Here is a 25,381-nt window from a genome sequence, read left to right on the forward strand (position 1 = left end):
CAAGCCCTTATGAGTCTCACAGGAAAATTGCGGGCTTCCTGCTAATCAGGTTGCGAAGTTACATTTTAAACATCGAAAACGCTATAAATTTTGGTACGTAATTCTTCCATATCTGCGCGAACCCGCAGCATATGACATTGTCTGCATCTAAATTGGCCCATTAAAGCCCAAAGCCGGATGATAATGAACCATCCGGCTTTCGAGTTTAATGTATGCCTTGTCGAAATTATTCGAATTTGTTCGACCGCGGGAAGCCGTTTGGCGGCATACGCCCGGCACCTGCACGCTTGCCGGTCCATTCGGCAAGCTCGGTCACGGTGCGGACACGACCTTCGCTGCCACCCATGGTCCAGCTCAAACCTTCTTCGAGATTGAACAAGATCAGGTCCGAAAGACCGCCCTGCCGGTATTTCTGCAAGATCACGCCACGACCGCGCGTCATTTCCGGCACTTCATCAACCGGATAGATCAGCAATTTGCGGTTGTCACCAAGAACAGCAACATGGTTCTTTTCGACCGGAACAAATATCTTGGCAACTTCACCGGCACCAAGGTTGAGAACCTGCTTGCCGTTTTTAGTCTGGGCAACGACGTCTTTTTCTGCAACCTGGAAACCACGGCCACCGGAACTTGCGACCAGAAGATTGCGGCCATCCTTGTGCACGACCATTGACACAATGTCATGTTCCTGTGGCAGATCAATCGACAGACGGATCGGCTCCCCATGACCACGACCGCCCGGAAGCTTGTCACATGACATGGTATAGCAGCGCCCGGCTGTTGAAAGGATCAAAAGCTTGTCGGTCGTAAAGCCCTTGATCGCGAAGCGATGTTCGTCGCCATCCTTGAACTTAAGATCGCTGATGTCGGCAACGTGACCTTTCAACGCACGGATCCAGCCCATTTTTGAGCAAATCACCGTAATCGGTTCACGTTCAATCAGTGCTTCGAGCGGCACTTCGATTTCTTCAGGTGCGTCACCAATTTCGGTACGACGTTTGCCAATCGCGGTTTTCTTGCCGAAATTCTCGCGCATGATTTCGATTTCGTCGCGGATTTTCTCCCAACGCAGCGTTTCACTGGCAAGAAGCGCTTCGAGACCTTCTTTTTCCTCGGTCAGTTTGGCGTGCTCGTTCTTGATTTCCATCTCTTCGAGCTTGCGCAATGACCGCAAACGCATATTCAGGATCGCATCGGCCTGAACTTCTGTCAGATCGAACGCCTTCATCAATGCGTTTTTCGGTTCATCCTCAAAACGGATGATCCGGATAACTTCGTCAAGGTTGAGATAGGCAACAAGATAGCCTTCCAACACTTCAAGACGATGATTGATCTTCGCCAAACGATGATTGGAACGACGGATCAGAACTTCCTGACGGTGTGCAAGGAAGGCACGCAACACTTCGCGTAAATTCATAACGCGCGGCGTGTTGTCCCCGTCCAGAACGTTCATGTTCAAACCGAACCGGATTTCCAGCTCGGTGTTTTTGAACAGCATTTCCATCAGATGTTCCGGCTCAACCGCACGGGTACGCGGTTCAAGAACCAGGCGAATGATATCGGTTGATTCGTCACGTACATCATTGAGCAGCGGCAGTTTCTTTGCCACCATCAGATCGGCGATGCGTTCAACCAGCTTGGCTTTTTGAACCTGATAGGGAATCTCTGTAATCACGACCTGATACAGGCCATGGCTGAGTTTCTCGACTTCCCACTTGGCCCGCAGGCGGAATGATCCACGTCCGGTCGCATAGGCCTCAAGAATATTTTCATGCGGTTCGACAAGAACACCACCAGTCGGGAAATCCGGACCCGGTACGCAACGTACCAGTTCCGCGATTGACGTTTCCGGCTTGTCGATCAGTTTGATCAGACCGGCACAGAGTTCGCCGACATTATGGGGTGGAATATTGGTCGCCATACCAACCGCGATACCAGCCGCACCGTTTGCCAGAAGGTTCGGGAAAGCCGCCGGCATCACAACCGGTTCCTGTTCCTCACCATCATAGGTCGGACGGAAATCGACGGCATCTTCGTCGAGACCGTCCATCAGGGCAGCGGCAACGGCGGTCATGCGGGCTTCGGTGTAACGCATTGCAGCGGCGTTATCGCCGTCAATATTGCCAAAGTTGCCCTGACCATCGACCAGCGGATAACGTACCGCAAAGTCCTGTGCCAGACGCACCAGCGCGTCATAGACCGACTGATCACCATGCGGGTGATATTTACCAATCACGTCACCAACCACACGCGCACATTTCTTGAACCCTTGTTCCGGGTTCAGTTTGAGCTGCCGCATAGCATAAAGAAGACGACGATGAACTGGCTTGAGGCCATCACGCACATCAGGCAGAGAACGCGACATGATTGTCGACATCGCATAGGCGAGATAACGCTCGCTAAGCGCATCGGCAAGGCGGGTTTCCCTGATTTGGCCGGCATTGGCCGGATCGGAAGTCTTGGTGCTCATGAACGATTTTTCTTGTTGCTTGGCAGAATGGACAGGCGCAAGTGCGTTCGACCCCCGAACACCTTACGTTATCTGCAACATACTACGCGGGGCATGGTTGCGGTCAACATATGCAAACCAAATTGATCAATTTATTTTTCGTCAGCAGTTTTGATACGCCAAACGTGACTGACAAGACGATCCCGTGCCGCGACAGGTTTGATGCCCTTGGCTTCGAAAATATCGCGATGAATAAAAAATCCGGTCAGTTTCAGGCCATCACGCATCTGGTCTGAAAGTTCGTCATTGCGCCGCGACGAAGATGCGCGCCCGATGGCAAGAAAGGCCGGCAAAGACAAAAGCCGGTCGCGATAGGCATTCCCCGCTGCTTCGCTGACCGCCCGTCCGCTTTTTGGGGAAACAAAGGCCAGATCATCGGTTACATCGGTTGCCGCACATCGCCCAAGATCAAGACCATAGCCGAGTTCTTCAAGCAGCCCGACTTCCCAGCGAATATAGGACGGCAACCATTGTTCGGATTTCAGCGCCGTCAGAAGGGCTGCGGTGCCATGGTACAGGTCCGGATGGGCTTCACGTTCGGGCAGGGTCGCATCAAGCATCGCACAGGCCGAACTCATCGCCATAAGCGGCCCTGGCTGCAATAAAAGGTCTGCCGCATGTGCACCGGTCAATTCACAGCGAAACTGACCAAGATGTTCAGAAAGGCGTGCAGACCACCCTACCCGTACTTCGTTTCCGGGTTCGAGCGTACCGCGCATGGATTTGCTCATTGCACCACGAACCATTCCGGCATGGCGCCCGTAATCACGGGTCAGAACCGATAGTCTGACCGAACTTTCGCCCAGTTTGCGTGTCGAAAGAACAATACCGTCATCACGCCAGTCCATCCGGGCCTCTTAGAAATAGCCGCTGGGTACAATCAGACGGGTGACAAGGAAAAACATCCCGATCAGGCAGGAGACAAGTGCGATCAGGGCTGCTCCAAAAACCGCCTTGCGCAACCATGAACGGTTTTCCACTTCTTCAATCGCCTGATCGATAGGATCGCCAGAATTCCGGGTCATCAGTTTGGTCCTCCGCCCGTCACCTTCCAGAAAAGCCCCAGCATAAAGACAGCAAGGGCAACCAGAAGCGCGATCAGATTAAGCGGGCGATGCAGAAAGGATTTTTCACGTTGCACAGAGCTGTGATCAGTGCGGTTTCGGAACGGACGCCGGGCGACACGCGCAACAATCATTGCGGCGGCTGCGCCAACAACAATCATTACAACACCCCAGAATGATCCGATTTCCATTATCTACCCGACAATTGATGGTCTGTCTGTGCAACGTGAAGAATTATGCGTTGGGATCGAGGCCCCACATGGCAAAGCGATTGGGATCATCACCCCAGTTCTCGCGCACCTTGACGAACAGGAACAGATGAACCCGACGCTCGAAAATGGCTTCAAGTTCCTTGCGCGCTTCGCTGCCCAGTGACTTGATACGCTTGCCGCCTTTGCCAAGAATGATGGCCTTCTGGCCTTCACGTTCGACAAAGATGGTCTGTTCAAGCTTTACCGAGCCGTCCTTGCGTTCTTCCCAAAGTTCGGTTTCGACTGTTGCCGAATAGGGCAGTTCCTGCTGAAGCTGATAATAAAGCTTCTCGCGGGTGATCTCGGCTGCGAGAAGACGAAGCGGCATGTCCGACACATCGTCTTCCGGGAACATCCACGGGCCATCGGGCATTTTAGCCGCAAGGAAATTCACCAGATCCTGTGTACCTGCCCCTTTTTTCGCCGAAATCATGAAGACATCGGTAAAGACTTCATGGGCAAACAGGTCCTGTGACAGACGCAGGAGTTTTTCCTTGTCCGAGACTTTGTCGACCTTGTTCAGCGCCAGGATAGCCTTGCGGTTCTGATCTTTGAGCTGGTTGATGATGGCAAGGTCTTCGTCCGTGATTCCATTTCCGGCATCAATGACAAGAACCACCAGATCCGCGTCATCCGCACCATTCCATGCGGCCTTGACCATTGCACGATCAAGACGGCGCTTCGGGGCAAAGATACCCGGCGTGTCAATGAAAACAATCTGCGCATCTTCGGTCATGACGATGCCACGCACACGGGTACGGGTTGTCTGGACCTTTGGCGAGACGATCGACACTTTCGTGCCGACCAGCTGATTCAGGAGCGTCGATTTGCCAGCATTAGGCGCGCCAACAAGTGCGACGAAGCCGCAACGCTGCTGATAAGGTAATCTGTCTTCGGCCACCGGTGTGGGAACCTCATTCATCGTTTAGTTTGTCCAACATCATGCGGGCGGCAAGTTGTTCCGCCTCGCGTTTAGATTTTCCTTCGGCACTAACACTTTCACCATCACTGGTGGTCAGTTCGATGGTGAATATCGGTGCATGGGCCGGACCTTCGCGGCCGACCATGTCATATTTCGGCAGTGGCTTGCCCCGCCCTTGCAGCCATTCCTGCAATTGCGTCTTCGCATCCTGCGGCGGCTTGTTTGCTTCATCAAGAAGCGGCGTCCAGAGCTTTTCGATAAAGCGACGCGCCGGTTCAAGACCACCATCCAGATAGAGTGCGGCAATCACGGCTTCCATGCAATCAGATAAAATGGCCGGATTGGTGTCAGCCCCGGCCGCACGTTCACCCTTGGCCATCTGGATGTGATCCCCCAGTTTGATCTGGATGGCAACACGCGCCAGCGTTTCGCGACGCACCAGTGCGACAAAGCGTTTTGCCATCGCACCTTCGCGTTCGCGCCCAAAACGGGTATAGAGCATTTCGGCCACGACAAGCCCCAACACACGATCGCCCAAAAACTCAAGACGTTCGTTGCCACCGCTTATTGCATCCTTACCCTTCGCTGCACTTCGATGGGTCAAAGCCACACGAAGCAGGTCAGGATTGGAAAAACCGTGATCGATCTCGGCGATCACCGGCATGCCGTCGCTCATTAATGAACTCCCTGGAACAGGCGATCAAACCGGATGCTGCCAAGGTCATAGACCGGCTGCGAGCTGTCCTTGGAATAGAACAGGAATTCAGCACGACCGACCAGATTTTCAATCGGCACAAAGCGGAACCGCGACGGGAATGCACGGCTGTCTGCCGAATTATCGCGATTATCCCCCATCATGAAGTAATGGCCTTCCGGTACGGTAAAGGCTTCGGTGTTGTCGCTCGGCCCCTGATCGCCAAACAGCTCAAGGATACGGTGAACCTTACCGTTCGGAAGTGTTTCGAGATATTGCGGAACCGCGGCAGACCGACCAGTACCATCGGTCAGGATGTAATCCTCGATCCGTTCACGTTCGACCAGCTTGTTATTGATGTACAAACGACCGTTGGTGACCTGGACAGTGTCACCCGGCAGGCCGATCACACGTTTGATATAATCCTGTGAGGTATCTGACGGAAGTTTGAAGACAACCACATCGCCACGCTCGGGTTCGGTCTCAAAAATGCGTCCCGGAATAACCGGCAGGCTGAAAGGCATGCTGTGTTTCGAATATCCATAGGAAAATTTTGAAACAAACAGATAGTCACCAACCAGCAAGGTCGGAATCATCGAGCCAGACGGAATATTGAACGGTTCGAAGGCAAAAGTCCGAACCAAAAGTGCAATGACAATGGCCCAGAAAACGGTCTTCAAGGTGTCCAAAAGGCCACCCGTTTTCTTTTTCTGCACAAGTTTTTCCATTCCGTGTTTAACCAATCAGTTTATCTGTCAATCAGCCGAAATTACCACGACAGCATTCGCCAGCGGGTATTCGTCCGTCAAGGTCACATACACCGAAGCAATCTTTCCTTCGGGTGTTAATTCTTCAAGTCGTGCCAAAGCACCTTCGGTCAATACCATGTCGGGCTTGCCACTGGGTTGATGTACCACACCCATTGTGTTGTGATAAACACCCCTGCGAAATCCGGTTCCCAGCGCCTTGGAACAGGCTTCCTTTGCCGCAAAAGCCATGGCAAGCGACGATGCTGTTCTATGCGGTTTGCGGGTGGCACGTGCAATCTCGACATCGGTAAAGACACGCTTCATGAAACGCTCGCCATGACGTTCAAGTGCGGTCTCTATCCGACGGATATCACATAAATCCGTGCCAATCCCAATGATCATTTATCGTCGTCCGTTTGATCACGCGCCTCGTCCATCAAGCGGCGCATCTCGTTGATTGCGGCTTCCAGCCCGACAAAGACGGCTTCCCCAATCAGGAAGTGACCAATATTAAGCTCCGCCACTTCCGGCATTGCCGCAATCGGCTGAACCGTTTCGAAATTCAAACCATGACCGGCATGAATTTCAAGCCCGATCCCTGCTCCGTATTTGACGGCTGCGCGAATACGTTCAAGTTCACGTGCACGATCATCGCTGTTTTCAGCATCGCAATAGGAACCGGTATGAATTTCAACAACAGGTGCGCCGAGACTTTTGGCGGCATCAAGCTGTTCTTTAGACGCCTCGATGAACAGCGACACACGAATGCCCGCATCGCCAAGTTCGGAAACAAAACGTTTCAGATGATTATGGCCACCCAGAACATCAAGCCCACCCTCGGTCGTGCGTTCTTCACGCTTTTCCGGAACAAGGCAGACTGCATGTGGCTTTGTTGCAAGCGCAATTGCCAGCATCTCGTCGGTGGCTGCCATTTCGAAGTTAAGTGGCAGATCAATCTCCTGGCGCAGTCTTTTCATATCTGCATCAAGGATATGGCGACGGTCTTCGCGCAGATGCGCGGTAATTCCGTCTGCGCCCGCGGCCTTTGCAAGTGCTGCGGCACGCACCGGGTCCGGGCTATTGCCGCCACGGGCATTCCGGATGGTCGCAACATGATCAATATTAACGCCGAGCCGAAGTTTCGAACTCATAGTGTTTCATCCTGCTTTTTGGTGGCACTTTTCGCAGCACTGCCGATCTTGTCCTTGGCAGTTTCAAGCATGGGCCCAAGCCCATGGCGTTCCGTTTTCTTCATTCTGCGCAAAATCCGGTTGTGACGGTAAATGATGACCGCACGGCGTACCGGAAAATAAAATAGCGCCCAGACAATGATTGACGTCGGAACACATCCGACCAGCATCGGCCAGATGATATCAACGATGCTGATCCAGAGATGACCAAGCGTCTCGTGGTCTGCAGGGTCCCAGCGACCAAAAATAAGTCCGCCACCGACATAGCTGACCCCCAGAACGACGAAGTCCCAAAGAACGGCCATGTCGAAATGTACGGCATTCGAGGTTTCATTCGCACCAAGAATCCAGTTCCCGCAGGTATAGAGCCAAAGCCAGATAAACGGGAATGTCCATGGATTGCCAACAATCGTGCCCAGCAAGGACGCAACAACGTTACTGCGTGTGATCAGGCTTATCAGTGCGGAGATAACGAAGTGGAACCCGATAAACGGCGTAAATGATACTGCTGCACCGATCGCAAATCCTGACGCAATGCTGTATGGCGTGCCGGGAAGCCGCGCGACACGATGAGCAAAATACTGAGACGAACGTCGCCATCCGCCACGCGGCCAGACGACGTTCCGTATTTTTTGTAATGATGATGGTTTTACGCGGCGCCGAAACATGCGGGTCAGTTCTGGAACAAATCAGGTAACGCAATAAAAAGTCGAGGCATATGCGTAAGTGCTGACCGCACACTTGGCAAGGTTTTTACGCGATTATCCCCCAAAAGATGAATGCGTTCACAGCTTGCCATTACCCGCGCGCGCGCTCGACAGCATTTACCACCGGCGTTGCCCTCAGGGCCGCGATGATATTGGTCAGATGTTTGACATCGACCACATCGATATCAATCAGCATTTCAAAGAAATCTGTCGTACGGTTGGTGAACCGCAAATTGGTGATATTGCCATGGTTTTTGGCAATCACACTTGTGATCGAACTGAGCGCCCCCTGCTCATGGCCGACAGTCAGGCCAAGACGACCGATGAAATGTTCAGGCTCGCCGTCATTGTCCCATCCAACATCAAGCCAGCGTTCGGGCTGCTCGGTAAAGGTTTCAAGCGTATCACAATCAATCGTATGGATCGTCACGCCCTTGCCGGTTGTAACAATCCCGACAATGCGATCGCCGGGCAACGGATGGCAACAGCCGGCATAGTGCACCGCCATGCCCGGAATAAGCCCTTTGATCGGGATCGCATGGTCATGTTTGCGCGCCCGAACCTTTTCAAGCGGAACGACTTTGCGCGCCGTTTCCTTGTCTTTTGTCCCCGGGAAGACAGCATGAACAACTTCGCGACCGGTATGGTGACCAGCCCCGACCAGGGTCAAAAGTGCATCGACGGATGGCTGTTTGAAGATTTTCAAAACACCGTCAATTGCCTTGTCGGAATAGTCATATCCTTCCTGGCGGAAGGCCTTTTGCAAGATCGCCTTGCCAAGGTCCTTGTACTGGTCTTCCTGCTGCTGACGGATGAAACGGCGAATTCGCGCACGTGCCTTACCCGTAACAACGAACCGCTCCCATGTCGGATTCGGCGTCTGCGCCTTCGAGGTAACGATTTCGACCTGATCACCGTTATTCAGGACCGTGCGCAATGGAACCATCGCACCATTGACCTTCGCCCCCACACAGGTATCGCCAATATGGGTATGGATCATATAGGCGAAGTCAACGGGCGTTGCACGCGCAGGAAGCGCAATCACATCGCCCTTCGGGCTAAAGCAGAAGACCTGATCCTGGAACATCGCAAGCTTGGTATGTTCAAGGAACTCCTCAGGCTCCGACGCATGTTCAAGAATATCAAGAAGGTCGCGCAGCCAGCGATATTGAACGCCCTCTTTTTGCTGCCCGGTCGGGGTATCCTGTTTGTAGGCCCAGTGCGCAGCAACACCGTTTTCGTTCACTTCATGCATGTGGCGCGTACGGATCTGAACTTCGATCCTGTGATTTTCCGGCCCCAGCACAGTCGTATGAATGGAACGGTATCCGTTGGGCTTTGGCGTTGAGATGTAATCCTTGAACCGGCCCGGAACGACTTTGTAATTGGCATGCATATAGCCAAGCACTTCATAGCACTGCGGCATATCATCGACCAGCACCCGGAATGCCATGATGTCCGACAGCTCACCAAAGGTGATATTCTTGCGCTGCATCTTCTGCCAGATCGAGTATGGGCGTTTTTCACGGCCATAGATATCGACCTTCAGCCCCTGACGGGAAATGACGTCCTTGAGTTCGGAAACGATACGGCTGACGACATTATCGTCTTTCTCGCGCAGGAATTCCAAACGCGCCAGAATCGAGTCACGGGCTTCAGGATTGATATGCTGGAAGGCAAGGTCTTCAAGCTCTTCCTTGATGTCATGCATACCGATGCGTTCGGCAAGCGGCGCATAAATCTCAAGCGTTTCAGCCGCGATCCGAACGCGTTTTTCCGGCTTGGTGATATAATGCAGGGTCCGCATGTTGTGCAGACGGTCTGCCAGCTTGACCAGCAACACCCGAATGTCTTCGGACATCGCAAGCAGCAGCTTGCGGAAATTCTCGGCCTGTTTGGAATCTGCGGATTTCAGTTCGATCTGCGTCAGCTTGGTCACACCATCGACCAGCTTCATGATATTGGTCCCGAAAAGCTTCGTAATCTCTTCGGGGGTGGCATCGGTATCTTCAATGGTGTCGTGCAGAAGTGCCGTGATGATCGTATCGCAGTCGAGCTTGTAATTGGTCAGAATGCCCGCAACTTCGATCGGATGGGAAAAATACGGGTCACCCGACGCGCGTTTCTGTGAACCATGTTTCTGGGTGGCATAAACATATGCCCGGTTCAGCGTGGTTTCGCACGCTTCCGGATCATAGGCCTTAACCCGTTCAACAAGTTCATACTGGCGCATCATTCAGGGGCATCTCCGCATAGTCCATCAAGGGGCTCGGAACCGAACCCCTTCATAAGATAGTACGATTTAGACAAAAAAAAGCCACGGAAGATGAATACCGTGGCTTTTCTTTTAGAACGGGCTCAGATCAATATCAATCTGACCTTATTCTTCTTCAGACGGCATAACCACGCCGACAGATGCTTCTTCAACTGCTTCTGCGACCAGTTTCGGACCGAAATCGTCTTCGGCTTCTTCCGGCTCGTCGCTTTCAACATGCCGCTGCAGACCCTGCACCATGCCATTGCGCAGTTCGTCAAAATCAACCGTTACTTCGGCGATTTCACGCAGCGCAACAACCGGGTTCTTGTCGTTGTCACGATCAATGGTCAGTTCTGCACCGGCCGAGATGTTGCGTGCACGCTGAGCTGCAAGCATTACAAGCTCAAAGCGGTTCGGAATCTTGTCAACGCAATCTTCGACGGTAACGCGCGCCATAAATGTCTCCAGAAATACTTTTGGGGTGTCCAGACCGAGCTTTATAGCGCCGGATCATATGTGTTGCAACAGCGAAACCACTCTTTCGGGCAGGTTTTCGCGAGTACTGCCTCAGCTTTCGGCCTGCTTTCTGATCTGCTGGTCAGCCGGGAGATCGGCAATCAGATCTTCGACAGTACGATCAAGCACCGGATGAACCCAGCCACTTGCCACATCGCGCAGCGGCAAAAGCACAAAAGCGCGTTCGGCCATTCGCGGATGAGGCACCTGAATCCCCCCTTCTTCACGCAAAAGATCGCGACCATAGGCAATCAGATCAAGATCAATAACGCGGGCTGCGTTGCGTTCGCGGCGAACACGCCCGAATTCGGCTTCGACCTCGTGCAGGCGTTCAAGCAGATCATGGGCCGAAAGTCCGGTTGAAATCCGTGCAACACCATTCACATACCAGGGCTGATCAGAGATCGGCACCGGTGCTGTTTCATAAAAGTATGACACTTGATCAATCGAAATATCGCCATCCCTAGCCAAACGCTGCAAGGCGACCTTCAATGTTTGCGCAGGCGCACCATATTCCTGAGTAGGCAGATTGGCACCAAAGGCAATCAGTATGGCGTCATGCGACGATGCACTGGTGGTGGCTGGTGACGGCGTGCTCACAAAGCAGACTTTCAGTTCAGTGGATAGCAGGCAGCTCTTTGCGCAAAGGGTCATTCCCGCCACGCGTGAAAGACGGCATATCTAAGGGAGCCATCATACTCTGTCTACGATATTTTCGCCTTTCTTTGTCCCTCTAGCCACGGTAAAGATTGAGTGTTCCGTATTTTTTGGAACTGTATAATTAAATTTGATGTTTGAGGAATTTCAGGATGATTTTTTACCCGCAGGAACGCATCGGGCTGTTTATTGACGGCTCGAATCTTTATGCCGCTGCAAGATCCCTTGGCTTTGACATTGATTACAAACGTCTTTTGGATCTTTTCGCCCAAAAAGGGCAACTTATCCGCGCTTTCTACTACACAGCCCTGATTGAAGATCAGGAATATTCCCCGATCCGCCCGCTGGTCGATTGGCTTGATTATAACGGCTATACCATGGTCACCAAACCGACCAAGGAATTCACCGATGCCGCCGGTCGCCGCAAGATCAAGGGCAACATGGATATCGAGTTGGCAATTGACGTCATGGAAATGGCACAACACCTTGATCATGTTGTTATTTTCTCAGGCGACGGTGACTTCCGCCGCCTTGTCGATGCCGTGCAGCGCAAAGGTGTTCGCGTCACTGTTGTTTCGACGGTGAAATCCAACCCGCCGATGGTGGCCGATGAATTGCGCCGTCAGGCCGATAACTTTATCGAACTGACCGAACTTGAAGGCACTATCGCCCGTAAGGTTCAGCCACGCCGCGATGACGATCATCCTGACATTGATGACCATCCCGATCATCCGGAGCTTGATGATTTCGATTTCGAGTAATTGAGATCCGACACCACCTATCGTGATCACGACCGGTTACGGCCTTCACCGTAACCGGCAAAAATGTCAGACATGCCATGACCGCCTACCAGCAGCCCGATATCGATTGCCAGCTTTGCCCGCGTCTTGTCGAATTCAGACGCGCCAATCAGGAAAAGTTTCCGCAATTCTATAACGGCCCGGTTCGCCCGTTCGGACCGATCAATGCCCGGTTGCTGATTGTCGGTCTGGCACCGGGTCTTAAGGGGGCGAATGCCACCGGACGTCCCTTTACGGGCGACTATGCCGGGGACCTTTTGTATGACACGCTCAAGAAGTTTGGATTTGCCAAGGGCACCTATGACAAGCGGCCTGATGACGGGCTTGAACTTCTTGATTGCCGGATTACCAATGCGGTGAAATGCGTGCCGCCTGAAAACAAACCAACCGGGCCTGAGGCCAATGCGTGCCGACCGTTTCTGATCAGCGAATTTGCCGCGATGGAAAACCTTTCAGCCATCCTGTGTCTTGGACAGGTTGCCCATCAAGCCATGTTACGCACCTTCGGGCTTAAGCTTTCATCGCTTAAATTTGCCCATGGGGCGTCACATAAAATGGAAAATGGCATCACATTGTTTGATAGCTATCACTGTTCGCGCTACAACACCCAGACCTATCGCCTGACGCCAGAGATGTTTGAAAACGTCTTTGCCGACATCCGCGCACATCTGGACGGTTAATTTGCCTGATTCATCACCTATGAACGACCTGCTCGACCGACCCGTACAACGTCTGCCGATAGACGTCCTGCGCGAGGTCTTTGGTTATGACAGCTTTCGCGGTCAACAGGCTGAAATCATTGATCATGTGATTGCCGGCAATGACGCGCTCGTCCTGATGCCAACCGGTGGCGGAAAATCGCTGTGTTATCAGGTTCCAGCCCTTTGCCGCCCGGGAACGGCCGTTGTGGTGTCGCCTCTGATTGCCTTGATGAAAGATCAGGTCGACGCACTTAGCCAGCTTGGTGTGAAAGCAGCCTTCATCAACTCGACACTGGCGCCGGATGCCGCACGCGAGATCGAGGCCCGCGCAGTTGATGGGGACATTGATCTTCTGTATGTCGCACCCGAACGCTTTGCGACGGACCGGTTTCTTAACCTGCTCGACCGAATCAGCATTTCGCTGTTTGCAATTGATGAAGCCCACTGCGTTTCGCAGTGGGGTCATGACTTCAGACCGGAATATCGGCGTCTGGATTTGTTGCCAACGCGTTTTGCCCATGTGCCACGCATTGCACTGACTGCAACGGCAGATACTCCGACCCGCAAAGACATCGCCGAAAACCTGCATCTGACCGATGCCGAATGCTTTATTACCGGCTTTGATCGTCCGAACATCACATATCGCATTGAAACCAAGGGTAATTCCAAGCAGCGACTGTTGTCGTTTCTTAATCGTGAACACCCCGAAGATGCCGGGATCGTCTATTGCCTGTCACGCCGCAAAACCGAAGACGTTGCGCAATGGCTTTCCGATAACGGGCGCCCTGCCTTGCCCTATCATGCGGGCCTGACGCAAGAAACCCGGCAACTTCATCAGGACAGGTTCCTGCGCGAAGACGGCCTGATCATTTGCGCAACAGTTGCCTTTGGCATGGGCATCGACAAACCCAATGTCCGGTTTGTTGCCCATCTTAACCTGCCCAAAAGCATGGAAGCCTATTATCAGGAAACCGGGCGCGCCGGGCGTGACGGACTTCCGGCGAATGCCTGGATGAATTACGACCTGTCAGATATTGTTTCGATCCGAAGCATGGTGGCAAGTTCCGACGCCCCCGAGGCCCAAAAACGTATTGAATCGCGCAAACTTGATGCCTTGGTCGGTCTGGCCGAAACCACCAAATGCCGGCGGCAGGTGATCCTGTCCTATTTCGGTGAAGACCAGCACAAACCGTGCGGCAATTGCGACACTTGCCTTGAACCGGTCGATACATGGGACGCGACCGATGCTTCGCGCAAGGCATTATCGGCGGTATATCGCACCGGTCAGCGCTTTGGACCGGCACATGTAATCGAAGTTCTGATGGGGCGCAAAACCGAGAAAATTCGGCAAAACGGCCATGATGATCTTTCGGTCTATGGCATTGGCAAGGATATCGCCCAGCCGCAATGGCGCTCGGTTTTCCGTCAACTTCTTGCGATGGGATATCTGCAGGTCGATGTCGAAGGCCATGGCGGTGTTTACCTGACCGAAGAATCCCGTCCTGTGCTGCGCGGCGAGAAAGTCGTCGAAATGCGCAAGGACCCGGGCGAAAGCAAACGCGCCATGACCAAGCGCCTGAGAGACTTCGATACCGAATTTGAAAATGAAGAAGACCGGGATTTGTGGGAACGCCTGCGCACCATGCGCCGAGAACTGGCAACCAGCCAAAATGTCCCGCCCTATGTGATCTTTAGTGACCGCACATTATGGGAAATGGTCCGGTTCAAGCCCCGCACGCTTGAGGACATGGCATCGATCAACGGCGTCGGGATCAAGAAACTTGATCAGTACGGGTTGGCATTTCTTGATGTCATGGACGGGCGGCGATAAGGCTTTTCCAACCGCATTCCATCCATCAGCTACCTGACAGTGCCGCTTCAATGGCAGTGATGACCGCATCGTCACCGGGCCTCACTCGTGTGTCAAAACTGGCGATCAAACTACCCTTGCGATCAATCAGATATTTATGAAAGTTCCAGTTTGGCGCATTTTCGGCACCAAGGACATCAATCGCCCATTTGAAGAACGGATGGGCATCAGAACCACTGACCAAGGTCTTTGATGTCAGCGGGAAATCGACATCGAAATTGACTTCGCAGAACTCCTGAATGGCCGCGTCATCGGCATATTCCTGTCCGCCAAAATCACCGGACGGAACACCAAGCACCACAAGCCCCTGATCGCGATAATCGTCCCACAATTTCTGCAGGCCTGCATATTGCGGCGTGAACCCGCACATTGACGCGGTATTCACCACCAAAACGACCTTGTCCTGATAGTCTGAAAGTTCAAGTTCGCCGCCAATGATGGACGGGAAGGAAAAGTCATACGCCGTTTGCGTATCACCCGATGCCATGGCTCCTCTCCAGGAAAAAATGACTGCAATCACCGTAAGCAGACATAATAGAATGAAATGGCTGCCTTTTTCAAATCGAAGATACAATCTAGCCATAACGTTCCTCCGTCCACGGATCGGCATTGTTATGATAACCGCGTTCTTCCCAGAATCCCGGCGCGTCATCTTTGACAAACTTTATCTCACGCACCCATTTCGTACTTTTCCAGAAATACAGCTTCGGAATTACCACGCGCACCGGTCCGCCATGCTCTTCGGTCAATGGTTCATCGTTCCAGTGATGGGCGATCAGGACGTCCTCATCGAGAAACTGATTAATCCTCACATTCGTTGTGTAACCGTCATGGGCGGTGAACAATACATGTCTGGCGCCTGACTGAGGACGAACCATTTCCGCCAATGTTCGTGCTAATACACCTTGCCAGTCATTGTCGTAGCGCGACCAGCTGGTGACGCAATGAATGTCGTTTCTTGCCCGAACAGTTGGCAAATCAAGAAGATCCTCAAAACTGAGCGACAACGGGTTTTCAACCAGTCCGGTCACAGACAGTTTATATTCATCGGCACTGACATGTGGCGTGATACCAAGATCAAGTACTGGCCAATCCTTGACCAGTCGTTGCCCGGGTGGCAGGCGATTTTCACGCGCCACGTCTGAGGTGCCCGTCAGCAAACGGCCGTCTCTGGCCCATTTGCGCTTGGCTTCGATCAGCTTGTCCCTGATTTTCCCTGAAAAGCTTTGCGTCACAGGTTCCTCCTTTCTGTCAGGCTGATACGAAAAATGGCGTCGACATGTTCACCATGCCAACGCCATTTATTCATGAATTTTACCGAACCATGCAACTCACATACGCGCGATGGCGTTCGGATTTCAGTGCAACTAATTGAAATCGCGCATGATACGCGCCTTGTCACGTTGCCAGTCACGTTCCTTGACGGCCTCGCGCTTGTCAGCCTTTTTCTTGCCCTCGGCAATTGCAAGCTCAAGCTTCGCAATACCGCGTTCGTTGAAATAAAGTTTGACCGGCACAAGCGTGAAACCCTTTTTGTTCAGGGCGTCATGCATTTTGGCGATTTCACGTTTATGCAACAGCAATTTGCGCGGACGGCGTTCTTCGTGGCCGAACGGCATTTTGCTTTGATACTCAGGAATATACGCGTTGATCAGCCACACTTCGTCATTCTTGGCTTCGGCATAGGATTCCTGAATGTTTCCCTTGCCGTCGCGCAGCGATTTAACTTCGGTGCCGCGCAAGACGATCCCGGCTTCGAATGTTTCCGTCAGGAAATAGTCAAAGCGGGCTCGCCGGTTTTGCGCAACGACCTTGTTATTATCTGTTTCTTTCTTGGGTGCCATAAGTCGCTTGTTATCGCTTAATGGCCGAGAAGTCCGGCACCTTTAAGCGCGGCTTCGACCTTGCGTTTGGATTCATCGGCAATCTCGACCATTGGCAGGCGCATATGGCTGCCACACAGACCAAGAAGTTCTGCCGCATACTTTACCGGCCCCGGACTTGCTTCACAGAACATTGCCTTGTGAACCGGCATCAGACGGTAGTTCAACTCCTGAACCTTAGCAATGTTCCCGGCTGCCCAAGCTGCATGCAGCTCAGCACAGAGTTTCGGGGCAATATTCGAGGTCACCGAAATGCAACCATGACCACCCTGTGCCAGGAACGGAACGATGGTACCATCTTCACCCGACAGCTGGCAGAAATCCGCCCCCGCAGCAAGACGGGTCAGAGCCGGACGTTCAAGATCGCTGGTTGCGTCTTTCACACCGATAATACGCGGCAATTTTGCCAGTTCCGCCATGGTCTCGACACTCATATCAACGATCGAGCGACCCGGAATGTTATAGATCAGGATCGGAATATCGGTCGCATCGTGAACGGCTTTGAAATGCGCATAAAGACCTTTTTGGGTCGGCTTGTTGTAATACGGGGTCACAACAAGTGCAGCATCCGCACCGGCATTCTGAGCGTGACGGGTCAGCGAAACGGCTTCTGCAGTCGAGTTGGAACCCGTACCGGCAATCACCGGACCACGGCCTTTGGCAACTTCAAGCGCCAGTTCAACGACGCGATGATGCTCGGCATGGCTAAGCGTCGGAGATTCACCGGTGGTTCCGACAGGCACAACACCTGTCGTGCCCTGTTTAAGCTGCCAATCCACAAAAGACTGGAACGCCTTTTCATCAATCGCACCATCTTGGGTAAACGGTGTGATCAAAGCTGTGATTGAACCCTTAAACATGGAGATCTCCAAACATTGGATGGATTGAAAGCGGTCGCGAAAATAGCGGCTGTTCGTCATTCCCGCAAGCACTGTATACAATAATCGAAACGATCTGTAATCGGGGTTGCATTTTCCGTTCAGGACTGTTTGGCTTTTGGCGATTTCACTGCCATAATGCGCGGGTCTAAAGCGCATTCGCTGCCGTCAGGCAAAGGGGACAATCACATGGCGCAAGCGTCTTTCCGCAAGATTTCGGTCTGCGCATTGGCACTGGGCTTATCAACACTGATGCCAACAGGCAATCAGGTGAAGGCAGCAGCAAACGAAGACAATGTTCTTCTGATGCAGCCGCCCTCGCCGAGCTATTCTGCTGTCAGCCGCGCACGTTTGAATGCGTTTCTCGAAGCTGTCGAGAAGGGCCAGACAGAAAGCTTTGAAAAGCTATTGCCAAACTTTGATGATCCCCTGCTTCAGAAAGCTGCGGAATGGATGTTGCTGACATCCCCGAATTCCGGACGCAGCTTTGAAGAAATCACCAATTTCATCGACACCCATCCGAAATGGCCCAGTCAGGCGCTTTTGCGTCAACGCGCCGAAGAAGCGATGAATGATGCCGTTCCTGACGAGGAAATTCTGGCTTGGTTCAAGCGTTCTGCACCGGTCACTGCCGATGGCGCAACCCGGCAGATCAAAGCCCTTCTGGGGGCGGGTCAGGAATCGGCGGCTGTCGCCCTGATCCGCAACAGCTGGATTAACGAGAATTTTGGCCGTGGTCAGGAAAAACGCTTCATCGACCGTTACGGCGAATATATCGATCAGGAAACCCATCAGCAGCGCCTTGATCGCCTGTTGTGGGAAGGTCGCCTGACGACGGCTTCGCGCACAATGAAATATGTCAGCGACGATTATCGCAAGCTTGCAGAAGCCCGCGAAGCCCTGCGTGCGATGAAGGGTGGCGTTGATGGAGCGCTTAACCGTGTCCCTGCGAAATACAAGAATGACCCCGGTCTGGTTTACGAACGCGTTCGCTGGCGTCGGGTCAAGGACCGCGATCAGGAAGCCCGTGATCTTCTGTTATCACAAGCCAATGACATGGCTTATATCTCGATCCGGCCACAATACTGGTGGCTTGAAAAAGCCATTCTTGCTCGGCGCGCCCTGCAAAAGGGCCACATCACCGACGCCTATCGTCTGGTCGCCAATCATGGACAGACTGATCCTGCCGATATTGCCGAAGCCGAATGGTATGCCGGATGGATCGCACTGGAATTCCTGGGCGATGCCGATATTGCCCTGACGCATTTCCAGAATCTGTATGACGTTGTGCAATATCCGATCAGCCTGTCACGCGGCGCCTATTGGGCGGGCCGTGCCAATGCCAAGCTTGGTGATACAAAACGCGCCAAGGAATGGTACGAGCTTGCCGCCCAGCATGCCCACACTTTCTATGGCCAGCTTGCAATTGATGCACTGGGTGCCAAACCAACCTATTCGGTGGAACAACCGATCCCCACACAGCAACAGCGCACAGATTTCGAGAATCAGGAACTGGTTCAGGTCGTTCGCAAACTTGGCGATATGGGTCTCGGAAATATTATCCGGCCCTTCATCATGGCACTGGTATATGAGCACGATGAGCCCGAATATCTTGCAATGGCGACCGATCTGGCCCGCGAATATGGCCGCGCCGACCTTGGCATCATTGCCGCCAAACGCAGCATTCGCACAGGAAGCGGCTATCTTGATGCCGCCTACCCGATCCATGAACAGGTTCCGCTTGGCCGTGCGCCCGATCCGGCTTTGGTCCATGCCATCATGCGCCAGGAAAGCCTGTTTAACCCGCAGGCGGTATCGTCAGCAGGTGCACGCGGCTTGATGCAGCTGATGCCGGCGACTGCCAAGCGCATGGCAAAGTTGCTGGATCTTGATTACAAAACCGATCGCCTCACCGAAGACCCGTCCTTTAACATCACGCTCGGTCGGGAATATCTGACCAAGTTGCTCGATCGCTGGGATGGCGAGGAAGCCTTGACCATCGCAAGCTATAATGCGGGCCCGACCCGTGTGCGCCAATGGATCAACGAATATGGCGATCCGCGTGATCCCGATGTTGATCTGGTCGACTGGATCGAAATGATCCCCTATAGCGAAACCCGAAATTACGTTCAGCGCGTGATGGAGGGAACCTATGTCTATCGTCGGCGTTTTGCCCGCGATGAGATTGCGATGGGCCAGAACGAAACGCCTGATCAGGATTAATTCCGGTCGTCAGGTTTGCGCTTTTGGCCTGTCTGCCCATATTTGATCAATACTGCTTGTCAGAAAAGGTCAGCAATATGTCCGATAATGTACTGTCTTCCTGTCGCGCATTTGTTTTCGATGCTTATGGAACCCTATTTGATGTTGGCTCAGCGGTGTCCAAGCTGCGTGACAGCGTTGGCGATGAAGCTGATCGCCTTTCCACATTGTGGCGACAGAAACAGCTGGAATATACCTGGCTTCGCAGCCTGATGGGGGATTTTGCAGATTTCTGGACAGTCACGGGTGATGCGCTTGACTATGCCATGGATCAGACAGGCAAAAAGGACCCGGTTTTGCGTGCCAAACTGATGGAAACCTATCTTTCGCTTGATACATTCCCGGAAGTGGTCGAAACGCTCAATACCCTGAAAGCTAAGGGGCACAAGCTTGCCATCCTGTCGAATGGCGCGAAGCATATGTTGATCTCGGCAGCGAAATCGTCGGGCATTCTGTCGCTGTTTGATCAGATCATCTGTGTTGACGATCTCAAGACCTATAAACCACATCCGGATGTCTATCAGCTCGCGGCAGACAAACTTGAATTGCAGCCTGCGGAAATCTCGTTCCAGTCTTCAAACGGATGGGACATTGCCGGTGCCGGACATTTCGGGTTCCGTACAGCATGGATCAACCGCACACAGCAACCCAAAGAGCGCCTGTCACATGAGGCAGACGTTATTCTTGGCGGCCTTGACGAGCTATTGCCACTGATCTCCGAGCCGCAAAAGGCGTAGGGGAAAGGCAACTCAATTTCGGGAACAGCACCCATATGAAAAAGGCAGGTCCATTCCGGAACCTGCCTTTTCTGATTTTCTGTCAGGGTATCATCAAATGACCGGACCCGTCACCGACATCCCCGTCATCATTTTTCAATGACTACTTGTGTTCTTTCTTCACGTTCGCAGCAACAATCTGCCCAGCCTGTATGACGGTTAGGCCGCCCTCTTCAGCCACACCTTCGATACGACGGCAATGCCCTTCGATATGGGCGCCCGGTTCGATCGACAGGCTTTCATGCAGAATGTCACCAATCATGCGGGCAGTTTCAGACAATGAAACGTCCCGTGCGCGAACCTGACCGATAACGGTACCGCAGACGCGGACCTTGTCAGCAACAATCTCGCCACGAACTTCACCGTTCTGGCCGATTGTAAGGGTGCGGGTACGAATATCACCGTTCACCGAACCATCAACCTGCACGTCAGATTCCGAAATAAGGTCACCGGTTACGCGAAGGTCGGCATTGATGACCGAAAGGCCACCCTTTTTCTCAGCAGCCGCGTTACCGTTTTTAGTTGTCCCTGTTTGTGTCTTCTTGCTCGTTTTTGAAAACATATCGTCCCGCCTCAATAAATTTTAGGGGATTGACCGGCTTGTCTTGAACCAGAACTTCATAGTGCACATGACTACCGGTGCTTCGACCGGTGGTTCCCATGAGCGCTATCTGGTCCTGGTAACGCACTTCGTCGCCCTTCTTGACGAGGACCTTAAATAAGTGTCCATAACGGGTTCTAACGCCGTTCCCATGATCGAGTTCGACCATTTTCCCGTATTTTCCACTCCATCCTGCATGCACCACTTTACCCGGTGCAGTTGCGAGAATCGGTGTTCTGATCGGCCCGGCTAGATCAACACCGGAATGAAAAGCCCAGCGACCATTGATCGGGTCTTTTCGTTTACCGAACGAGCTCGATAGATAATAAGACGCAGCAGGTTCACCAATCGGCGTCTTTTTCAATCTGTCATGCAGGCTGGCCAGTTGATCCATTCGATCACTCAGAGCCATAGCCACATTTACAAATTCTTCGTCTTGCGGGTGTTCGGGCTCAAAGGCCACGAACGGTCCACCAACGCCCGGCTCTTGCGGCTTCATCGGCGGAAGAATGAACGTATCCGGCTGTAAACCGGTCATTTCGAGAACATTTTCAAGTTCAAGAATCGTGCTGTCAGCGGTTTCCGCGACACGCTGCATTGCTTGCTGCTGAATGGTGTGCAGATCAGCAATACGCTGGCGGGCGTCGCTCAGCTCACCCTGAAGTTTTTTGGAACGCTGCAATGCCTGATCGCGTTCACGCATCACGCGAGACATGACAGTTTCAACAGTTTCCAATTCGTCGCGCAGTGCAAGGTTCCGGTTGGTGATCCCGTCAATCTGGCCCTGAAGCGCATTCATCTGGTTATCCATCGATGTGCGAAGGGCTGAAATCCGGACTTTTTCCTTCTCGCTGCTCGCGAGCTTGGATGTGTAATCCTGAACCCGCGCCTGAAGCTGCAGGTTCTTTTCAGCCATCGACAACAGGTTGCGATGGGTATCTTCCATCTGCGCGGTAATCTCGCCGAAACGTCTCTGACTTTCGGTGACACGCGCGATCAGACGATTGTAGGACAGCTCACTGCGGAAAAGCTGTTCTTCACGCGTCGCAAGACGCTGATCAAGATACCAGCTATAGCCACTGACGCCGACGGTCCATACAATGGCCGCAGCCCCGAACGAAGCCAGCGCAAGCTGTCCATATTTTCCAAGACGAAGCTGGTAAACGGAATCGTTTGACCGGATAAGAATTTGCCGGTCCGGAAACCACTTATCCACCAAGCGACGCATGCCTTGAAACGCCGACATATTCAGTGTCTAACCCCTAGTTGCCCGTAGTTACGCCCGGACTTTCCGGTTGCGTAGTGTTTCTTTTTAACCCCGCCTGCGACTTATTAACCTTTTTCTTTACGCTACCTGTAACTTCGCACACAGGCAAGAGTGTTAACACACCCTTAAGGGTAAAATTTTCACCGTCCGGGGTCGATGCTGTGTTACCTATGGCCATCTGCCACAGCTCATACGTAAACCATCCATGGCTTTTTCCCGTTTTCTGATTTCCTGCACTGCCACCTGGTTCTTTAGCGGCAAAAGCCCGAAAGCACCGGGAACGGCTGGCTCGTTTGCTGCTCTGCCGTTCGGGTGGCTAATCTGGTTTTACGGCGGGAATGAGGCGCTGGTCATTGCCAGCATCATTATTTTTGCCATCGGCGTCTGGGCCGCACATCAATATAGTCACCTTCTTGGCATTCACGATGCAGGTGAAATCGTGATTGATGAAGTGGTTGGTCAGTGGATGTGCCTTCTGGTCGTGCCGCTTCATGCCGGCTGGAGCGATCTTGGCTGGCTTTTAGCCGCCTTTGTCGCCTTTCGTGTTTTTGACATTGCAAAGCCATGGCCGATCCGCTGGGTTGATCGCCGGGTTGGTGGCGGTTTTGGCATTATGCTTGATGATGTGCTGGCAGGCATTTTTGCGATGATCGTCCTTGCGGTGCCGGTTTACCTTATGGGTGGATAAGCCAATGATGATAGATGATGACATTCTCAAAGCAGCCAGCGCCCTGATTGCGAAATGCTCGGCAAAAGGTGAAATGATTGCCACAGCCGAGTCCTGCACGGGCGGCCTGATCACCGGGAGTTTGACCGGTGTCGACGGGAGCTCATCCGTCGTTGATTGTGGCTTTGTCACCTATTCGAACGAGGCCAAGCACGACCTGATCGGTGTAAGCAACGACCTTCTTTCAAACTACGGCGCAGTGTCCGAACAGGTTGCGCGCGCCATGTGCGAAGGGGCGCTTGAACGTGCACCGAATGCGTCAATAGCCGTTTCCGTTACCGGCATTGCCGGTCCGGGTGGTGGCAGCGCAACAAAACCCGTCGGACTTGTTCATTTTGGCTGTGCGGGCCACGAACGCCAGACCATCACATATCACGAAGTCTTTGCCGGAGACCGTCATGCTGTGCGAAAGGCAACGGTTCTCAAAGCTTTCGAATTGATCAGCGACATGCTCGATCAGTGACAACCACCCTGCCCGGCATCAGATACCACCGGGAACTCAAAGTTTCGGAATTTTCAGGATAGCGTTGGAAGCCTAGCTTTCCGAAGACGGGATTTGCGGTTCGCCGTAAACTTCACGTGCGCGGGTTTCAAAGGCCCCGACCATCAGTTTAACCGCCTCGTTAAACACAACGCCGATCATTTTCTGCAACAAGGCCGAACGGAATTCGAAATCCACGAAGAAGTCGAGCCAGGTGCCCCCGTCTTCATCGGCTTCGAATACCCAATGGTTATTGAGATATTTGAACGGGCCCTGAAGATATTCCACATCAACGCGATGCGGACGCTGCAGCGTAACCTTGGATGTGTATTTTTCGCGAAACATCTTGAAGCCGATCACCAGATCGGCCTGAAGCACATCACCATCGCGCTTGCGTACCCTTGATGCAACGCACCAGGGCAGAAACTCGGAATAGGAATCGATATCCGCGACGAGTTCGAAGAGCTGTTCCGGCGTATAGGGCAGTTTCCTGCGCTCTGCATGCGTCGGCACTCGTATCTCCCCTTATCGTCGCGCTATCGTTCAGATTTATTGTGCAACGGCTTCTGCGCGCGCTGCTTTTGCCTTGGCTGCTTCGGCAGCTGCAAGTTTCTTCTCGCGGGCTTCTCGCAACTGTTCAAAGTCACGGTCTGCATGGTAGCTCGAACGGGTCAGCGGCGTTGCCGACACCATCAGGAATCCCTTGCCACGTGCCATTGATGCATATTCATCAAATTCGTCAGGCGTCACAAAGCGATGAACCGGTTCGTGCTTCAGGGTCGGCTGAAGATACTGACCGATCGTAAGGAAATCGACATCGGCGACACGCAGGTCATCCATGACCTGCGAGAGTTCCTTGCGTTCTTCGCCAAGACCAACCATCAGGCCGGATTTGGTGAAGATGGTCGGATCGATCTGCTTGACCCGATCAAGGATGCGCAAAGACTGGTAATAGCGCGCGCCCGGGCGGATGTTGGTGTAAAGACGCGGAACCGTTTCAAGGTTGTGGTTGAACACGTCAGGACGGGCCTTGGCGACGATTTCAACAGCACCTGGCTTGTCACGGAAGTCCGGTGTCAGAATTTCAATGGTGGTTTCCGGCGATTTGTGGCGGATGGCCTCAATGACGCGGGCAAAGTGCGTTGCACCGCCATCGGCAAGGTCATCACGGTCAACCGACGTGATCACAACATGCTTGAGCTGCATGTCGGCGACCGCCATCGCAAGATTTTCCGGCTCGAACGGGTCAAGCGCGTTCGGCATACCGGTCTTCACGTTACAGAACGAACATGCACGCGTACAGGTATCGCCCATAATCATGAAGGATGCGTGTTTCTTCTGCCAGCATTCGCCGATATTCGGGCATGCGGCTTCTTCGCAAACAGTATGAAGGTTCAGGCCACGCGCAAGTTCGCGGGTTTCCTGATAACCTTGGGAGGTTGGCGCCTTGACGCGAATCCAGGAAGGCTTGCGTCCGGATGGACGATCTGGCCGTTTTTGCTTTTCCGGGTGACGAAGAGCTTTGGCTTCGTTGCGCGCCGTCGACATAGAGTTACCTCCGAAGGATTGGACGGGCGGCAATGTGCCGCCACGCCACGAATTTGTCAAACCGACATTCG

Annotated in this window: 28 protein-coding genes; 7 read left to right on the forward strand and 21 right to left on the reverse strand. The window is 53.0% G+C overall.

Annotation, left to right across the window (positions count from 1 at the left end; genetic code table 11):
- Positions 1–226: 226 nt before the first annotated feature.
- The 13 genes from parC to folK all read right to left on the reverse strand — a co-directional run bounded on the left by parC (position 227) and on the right by folK (position 11,459).
- On the reverse strand, positions 227–2,470 hold the full coding sequence (gene parC / locus WA318_RS11290; protein ID WP_114097422.1) for a DNA topoisomerase IV subunit A: 2,244 nt from the start codon (positions 2,468–2,470) through the stop codon (positions 227–229).
- Between the two features lie 131 nt (positions 2,471–2,601).
- Positions 2,602–3,357, reverse strand: coding sequence for a DNA repair protein RecO (recO, locus tag WA318_RS11295; protein WP_336081127.1), 756 nt, complete (start codon positions 3,355–3,357; stop codon positions 2,602–2,604).
- Between the two features lie 9 nt (positions 3,358–3,366).
- The gene (locus WA318_RS11300; protein WP_336081129.1) at positions 3,367–3,534 is read right to left on the reverse strand and encodes a hypothetical protein; all 168 of its coding nucleotides are present in this window, start codon (positions 3,532–3,534) and stop codon (positions 3,367–3,369) included.
- Positions 3,534–3,764, reverse strand: a complete 231-nt coding sequence (locus WA318_RS11305; protein WP_336081131.1) for a hypothetical protein — start codon at positions 3,762–3,764, stop codon at positions 3,534–3,536. Before WA318_RS11305 ends, WA318_RS11300 begins: the two co-directional genes overlap by 1 nt.
- Before the next feature lie 43 nt (positions 3,765–3,807).
- Entirely contained in the window at positions 3,808–4,746 is a 939-nt protein-coding gene (gene era / locus WA318_RS11310; protein WP_114097419.1) for a GTPase Era, read from the reverse strand.
- Positions 4,739–5,422: a ribonuclease III gene (gene rnc / locus WA318_RS11315; RefSeq protein ID WP_114097418.1), complete on the reverse strand. Its 684-nt coding sequence runs from the start codon at positions 5,420–5,422 to the stop codon at positions 4,739–4,741. The genes era and rnc overlap by 8 nt, the downstream gene beginning before the upstream one ends.
- Positions 5,422–6,168, reverse strand: coding sequence for a signal peptidase I (gene lepB, locus WA318_RS11320; protein WP_336081135.1), 747 nt, complete (start codon positions 6,166–6,168; stop codon positions 5,422–5,424). The genes rnc and lepB overlap by 1 nt, the downstream gene beginning before the upstream one ends.
- 27 nt (positions 6,169–6,195) lie before the next feature.
- Positions 6,196–6,591: a holo-ACP synthase gene (acpS, locus tag WA318_RS11325; protein WP_114097416.1), complete on the reverse strand. Its 396-nt coding sequence runs from the start codon at positions 6,589–6,591 to the stop codon at positions 6,196–6,198.
- A complete protein-coding gene (locus tag WA318_RS11330) occupies positions 6,588–7,340 on the reverse strand; it encodes a pyridoxine 5'-phosphate synthase (protein WP_336081138.1) in 753 nt (250 codons plus the stop codon). The genes acpS and WA318_RS11330 overlap by 4 nt, the downstream gene beginning before the upstream one ends.
- On the reverse strand, positions 7,337–8,047 hold the full coding sequence (locus WA318_RS11335) for a DUF2062 domain-containing protein (RefSeq protein ID WP_336081140.1): 711 nt from the start codon (positions 8,045–8,047) through the stop codon (positions 7,337–7,339). The genes WA318_RS11330 and WA318_RS11335 overlap by 4 nt, the downstream gene beginning before the upstream one ends.
- 130 nt (positions 8,048–8,177) lie before the next feature.
- On the reverse strand, positions 8,178–10,322 hold the full coding sequence (locus tag WA318_RS11340) for a RelA/SpoT family protein (RefSeq protein ID WP_114097413.1): 2,145 nt from the start codon (positions 10,320–10,322) through the stop codon (positions 8,178–8,180).
- A 144-nt stretch (positions 10,323–10,466) separates the two neighbouring features.
- Entirely contained in the window at positions 10,467–10,799 is a 333-nt protein-coding gene (gene rpoZ / locus WA318_RS11345) for a DNA-directed RNA polymerase subunit omega (RefSeq protein ID WP_114097412.1), read from the reverse strand.
- A gap of 111 nt (positions 10,800–10,910) precedes the next feature.
- Entirely contained in the window at positions 10,911–11,459 is a 549-nt protein-coding gene (gene folK, locus WA318_RS11350; RefSeq protein ID WP_336081143.1) for a 2-amino-4-hydroxy-6-hydroxymethyldihydropteridine diphosphokinase, read from the reverse strand.
- 209 nt (positions 11,460–11,668) lie between these two features.
- Between folK and WA318_RS11355 the strand changes: the two genes are divergently transcribed.
- The 3 genes from WA318_RS11355 to recQ all read left to right on the forward strand — a co-directional run bounded on the left by WA318_RS11355 (position 11,669) and on the right by recQ (position 14,848).
- Positions 11,669–12,277: a LabA-like NYN domain-containing protein gene (locus tag WA318_RS11355; protein ID WP_114097411.1), complete on the forward strand. Its 609-nt coding sequence runs from the start codon at positions 11,669–11,671 to the stop codon at positions 12,275–12,277.
- 77 nt (positions 12,278–12,354) lie between these two features.
- The gene (locus tag WA318_RS11360) at positions 12,355–12,996 is read left to right on the forward strand and encodes a uracil-DNA glycosylase (protein ID WP_336081146.1); all 642 of its coding nucleotides are present in this window, start codon (positions 12,355–12,357) and stop codon (positions 12,994–12,996) included.
- A 19-nt stretch (positions 12,997–13,015) separates the two neighbouring features.
- The gene (gene recQ, locus WA318_RS11365; protein ID WP_336081148.1) at positions 13,016–14,848 is read left to right on the forward strand and encodes a DNA helicase RecQ; all 1,833 of its coding nucleotides are present in this window, start codon (positions 13,016–13,018) and stop codon (positions 14,846–14,848) included.
- A 25-nt stretch (positions 14,849–14,873) separates the two neighbouring features.
- Here the strand turns inward: recQ and WA318_RS11370 are convergent, their stop codons facing one another.
- From WA318_RS11370 to dapA, 4 genes are all read right to left on the reverse strand, one after another.
- Positions 14,874–15,374 carry a glutathione peroxidase gene (locus WA318_RS11370; RefSeq protein WP_336081150.1) on the reverse strand — a complete coding sequence of 167 codons (501 nt, stop codon included), beginning with the start codon at positions 15,372–15,374 and terminating at the stop codon, positions 14,874–14,876.
- Between the two features lie 88 nt (positions 15,375–15,462).
- Positions 15,463–16,122 carry a sulfite oxidase-like oxidoreductase gene (locus WA318_RS11375; RefSeq protein WP_336081152.1) on the reverse strand — a complete coding sequence of 220 codons (660 nt, stop codon included), beginning with the start codon at positions 16,120–16,122 and terminating at the stop codon, positions 15,463–15,465.
- 132 nt (positions 16,123–16,254) lie between these two features.
- Complete coding sequence (gene smpB / locus WA318_RS11380; RefSeq protein WP_114097406.1) at positions 16,255–16,731, reverse strand: SsrA-binding protein SmpB; 477 nt, start codon at positions 16,729–16,731, stop codon at positions 16,255–16,257.
- Between the two features lie 17 nt (positions 16,732–16,748).
- A complete protein-coding gene (gene dapA, locus WA318_RS11385) occupies positions 16,749–17,630 on the reverse strand; it encodes a 4-hydroxy-tetrahydrodipicolinate synthase (RefSeq protein WP_114097531.1) in 882 nt (293 codons plus the stop codon).
- A gap of 207 nt (positions 17,631–17,837) precedes the next feature.
- On the opposite strand from dapA, the gene WA318_RS11390 reads away from it, so the two are divergent.
- Entirely contained in the window at positions 17,838–19,871 is a 2,034-nt protein-coding gene (locus WA318_RS11390) for a lytic transglycosylase domain-containing protein (protein WP_336081156.1), read from the forward strand.
- A 77-nt stretch (positions 19,872–19,948) separates the two neighbouring features.
- Entirely contained in the window at positions 19,949–20,647 is a 699-nt protein-coding gene (locus tag WA318_RS11395; RefSeq protein WP_114097529.1) for a haloacid dehalogenase type II, read from the forward strand.
- 142 nt (positions 20,648–20,789) lie between these two features.
- Here the strand turns inward: WA318_RS11395 and WA318_RS11400 are convergent, their stop codons facing one another.
- Positions 20,790–21,248 (reverse strand): bactofilin family protein, encoded by a 459-nt coding sequence (locus tag WA318_RS11400; protein WP_114097405.1) that lies wholly within the window; start codon positions 21,246–21,248, stop codon positions 20,790–20,792.
- Positions 21,205–22,533, reverse strand: a complete 1,329-nt coding sequence (locus WA318_RS11405) for a M23 family metallopeptidase (protein WP_114097404.1) — start codon at positions 22,531–22,533, stop codon at positions 21,205–21,207. The genes WA318_RS11400 and WA318_RS11405 overlap by 44 nt, the downstream gene beginning before the upstream one ends.
- A gap of 226 nt (positions 22,534–22,759) precedes the next feature.
- Between WA318_RS11405 and WA318_RS11410 the strand changes: the two genes are divergently transcribed.
- Both WA318_RS11410 and WA318_RS11415 read left to right on the forward strand, forming a co-directional pair.
- The gene (locus WA318_RS11410) at positions 22,760–23,242 is read left to right on the forward strand and encodes a phosphatidylglycerophosphatase A family protein (RefSeq protein WP_181850173.1); all 483 of its coding nucleotides are present in this window, start codon (positions 22,760–22,762) and stop codon (positions 23,240–23,242) included.
- 4 nt (positions 23,243–23,246) lie between these two features.
- Positions 23,247–23,744, forward strand: coding sequence for a CinA family protein (locus tag WA318_RS11415; protein ID WP_309471201.1), 498 nt, complete (start codon positions 23,247–23,249; stop codon positions 23,742–23,744).
- Between the two features lie 72 nt (positions 23,745–23,816).
- Here the strand turns inward: WA318_RS11415 and WA318_RS11420 are convergent, their stop codons facing one another.
- Together WA318_RS11420 and lipA are read right to left on the reverse strand one after the other, a co-directional pair.
- The gene (locus WA318_RS11420; RefSeq protein WP_114097403.1) at positions 23,817–24,275 is read right to left on the reverse strand and encodes a type II toxin-antitoxin system RatA family toxin; all 459 of its coding nucleotides are present in this window, start codon (positions 24,273–24,275) and stop codon (positions 23,817–23,819) included.
- Between the two features lie 36 nt (positions 24,276–24,311).
- Positions 24,312–25,310 carry a lipoyl synthase gene (gene lipA / locus WA318_RS11425; protein WP_336081165.1) on the reverse strand — a complete coding sequence of 333 codons (999 nt, stop codon included), beginning with the start codon at positions 25,308–25,310 and terminating at the stop codon, positions 24,312–24,314.
- Between the last annotated feature and the right edge of the window lie 71 nt (positions 25,311–25,381).

Source organism: Thalassospira sp. CH_XMU1448-2, assembly GCF_037027285.1.
In the GTDB taxonomy this organism is placed as follows: Bacteria; Pseudomonadota; Alphaproteobacteria; order Rhodospirillales; family Thalassospiraceae; genus Thalassospira; species Thalassospira profundimaris_C.

Coding starts and splice junctions, on each gene's coding strand:
- parC (WP_114097422.1), bottom strand. CDS start 2,470: ATGAGCACCAAGACTTCCGATCCGGCCAATGCCGGCCAAATCAGGGAA.
- WA318_RS11415 (WP_309471201.1), top strand. CDS start 23,247: ATGATGATAGATGATGACATTCTCAAAGCAGCCAGCGCCCTGATTGCG.
- WA318_RS11355 (WP_114097411.1), top strand. CDS start 11,669: ATGATTTTTTACCCGCAGGAACGCATCGGGCTGTTTATTGACGGCTCG.
- WA318_RS11410 (WP_181850173.1), top strand. CDS start 22,760: ATGGCTTTTTCCCGTTTTCTGATTTCCTGCACTGCCACCTGGTTCTTT.
- acpS (WP_114097416.1), bottom strand. CDS start 6,591: ATGATCATTGGGATTGGCACGGATTTATGTGATATCCGTCGGATAGAG.
- WA318_RS11390 (WP_336081156.1), top strand. CDS start 17,838: ATGGCGCAAGCGTCTTTCCGCAAGATTTCGGTCTGCGCATTGGCACTG.
- rpoZ (WP_114097412.1), bottom strand. CDS start 10,799: ATGGCGCGCGTTACCGTCGAAGATTGCGTTGACAAGATTCCGAACCGC.
- WA318_RS11335 (WP_336081140.1), bottom strand. CDS start 8,047: ATGTTTCGGCGCCGCGTAAAACCATCATCATTACAAAAAATACGGAAC.
- WA318_RS11300 (WP_336081129.1), bottom strand. CDS start 3,534: ATGACCCGGAATTCTGGCGATCCTATCGATCAGGCGATTGAAGAAGTG.
- WA318_RS11305 (WP_336081131.1), bottom strand. CDS start 3,764: ATGGAAATCGGATCATTCTGGGGTGTTGTAATGATTGTTGTTGGCGCA.
- WA318_RS11360 (WP_336081146.1), top strand. CDS start 12,355: ATGACCGCCTACCAGCAGCCCGATATCGATTGCCAGCTTTGCCCGCGT.
- WA318_RS11400 (WP_114097405.1), bottom strand. CDS start 21,248: ATGTTTTCAAAAACGAGCAAGAAGACACAAACAGGGACAACTAAAAAC.
- recQ (WP_336081148.1), top strand. CDS start 13,016: ATGAACGACCTGCTCGACCGACCCGTACAACGTCTGCCGATAGACGTC.
- lipA (WP_336081165.1), bottom strand. CDS start 25,310: ATGTCGACGGCGCGCAACGAAGCCAAAGCTCTTCGTCACCCGGAAAAG.
- dapA (WP_114097531.1), bottom strand. CDS start 17,630: ATGTTTAAGGGTTCAATCACAGCTTTGATCACACCGTTTACCCAAGAT.
- smpB (WP_114097406.1), bottom strand. CDS start 16,731: ATGGCACCCAAGAAAGAAACAGATAATAACAAGGTCGTTGCGCAAAAC.
- WA318_RS11330 (WP_336081138.1), bottom strand. CDS start 7,340: ATGAGTTCGAAACTTCGGCTCGGCGTTAATATTGATCATGTTGCGACC.
- WA318_RS11395 (WP_114097529.1), top strand. CDS start 19,949: ATGTCCGATAATGTACTGTCTTCCTGTCGCGCATTTGTTTTCGATGCT.
- rnc (WP_114097418.1), bottom strand. CDS start 5,422: ATGAGCGACGGCATGCCGGTGATCGCCGAGATCGATCACGGTTTTTCC.
- WA318_RS11405 (WP_114097404.1), bottom strand. CDS start 22,533: ATGTCGGCGTTTCAAGGCATGCGTCGCTTGGTGGATAAGTGGTTTCCG.
- WA318_RS11340 (WP_114097413.1), bottom strand. CDS start 10,322: ATGATGCGCCAGTATGAACTTGTTGAACGGGTTAAGGCCTATGATCCG.
- era (WP_114097419.1), bottom strand. CDS start 4,746: ATGAATGAGGTTCCCACACCGGTGGCCGAAGACAGATTACCTTATCAG.
- lepB (WP_336081135.1), bottom strand. CDS start 6,168: ATGGAAAAACTTGTGCAGAAAAAGAAAACGGGTGGCCTTTTGGACACC.
- WA318_RS11370 (WP_336081150.1), bottom strand. CDS start 15,374: ATGGCATCGGGTGATACGCAAACGGCGTATGACTTTTCCTTCCCGTCC.
- recO (WP_336081127.1), bottom strand. CDS start 3,357: ATGGACTGGCGTGATGACGGTATTGTTCTTTCGACACGCAAACTGGGC.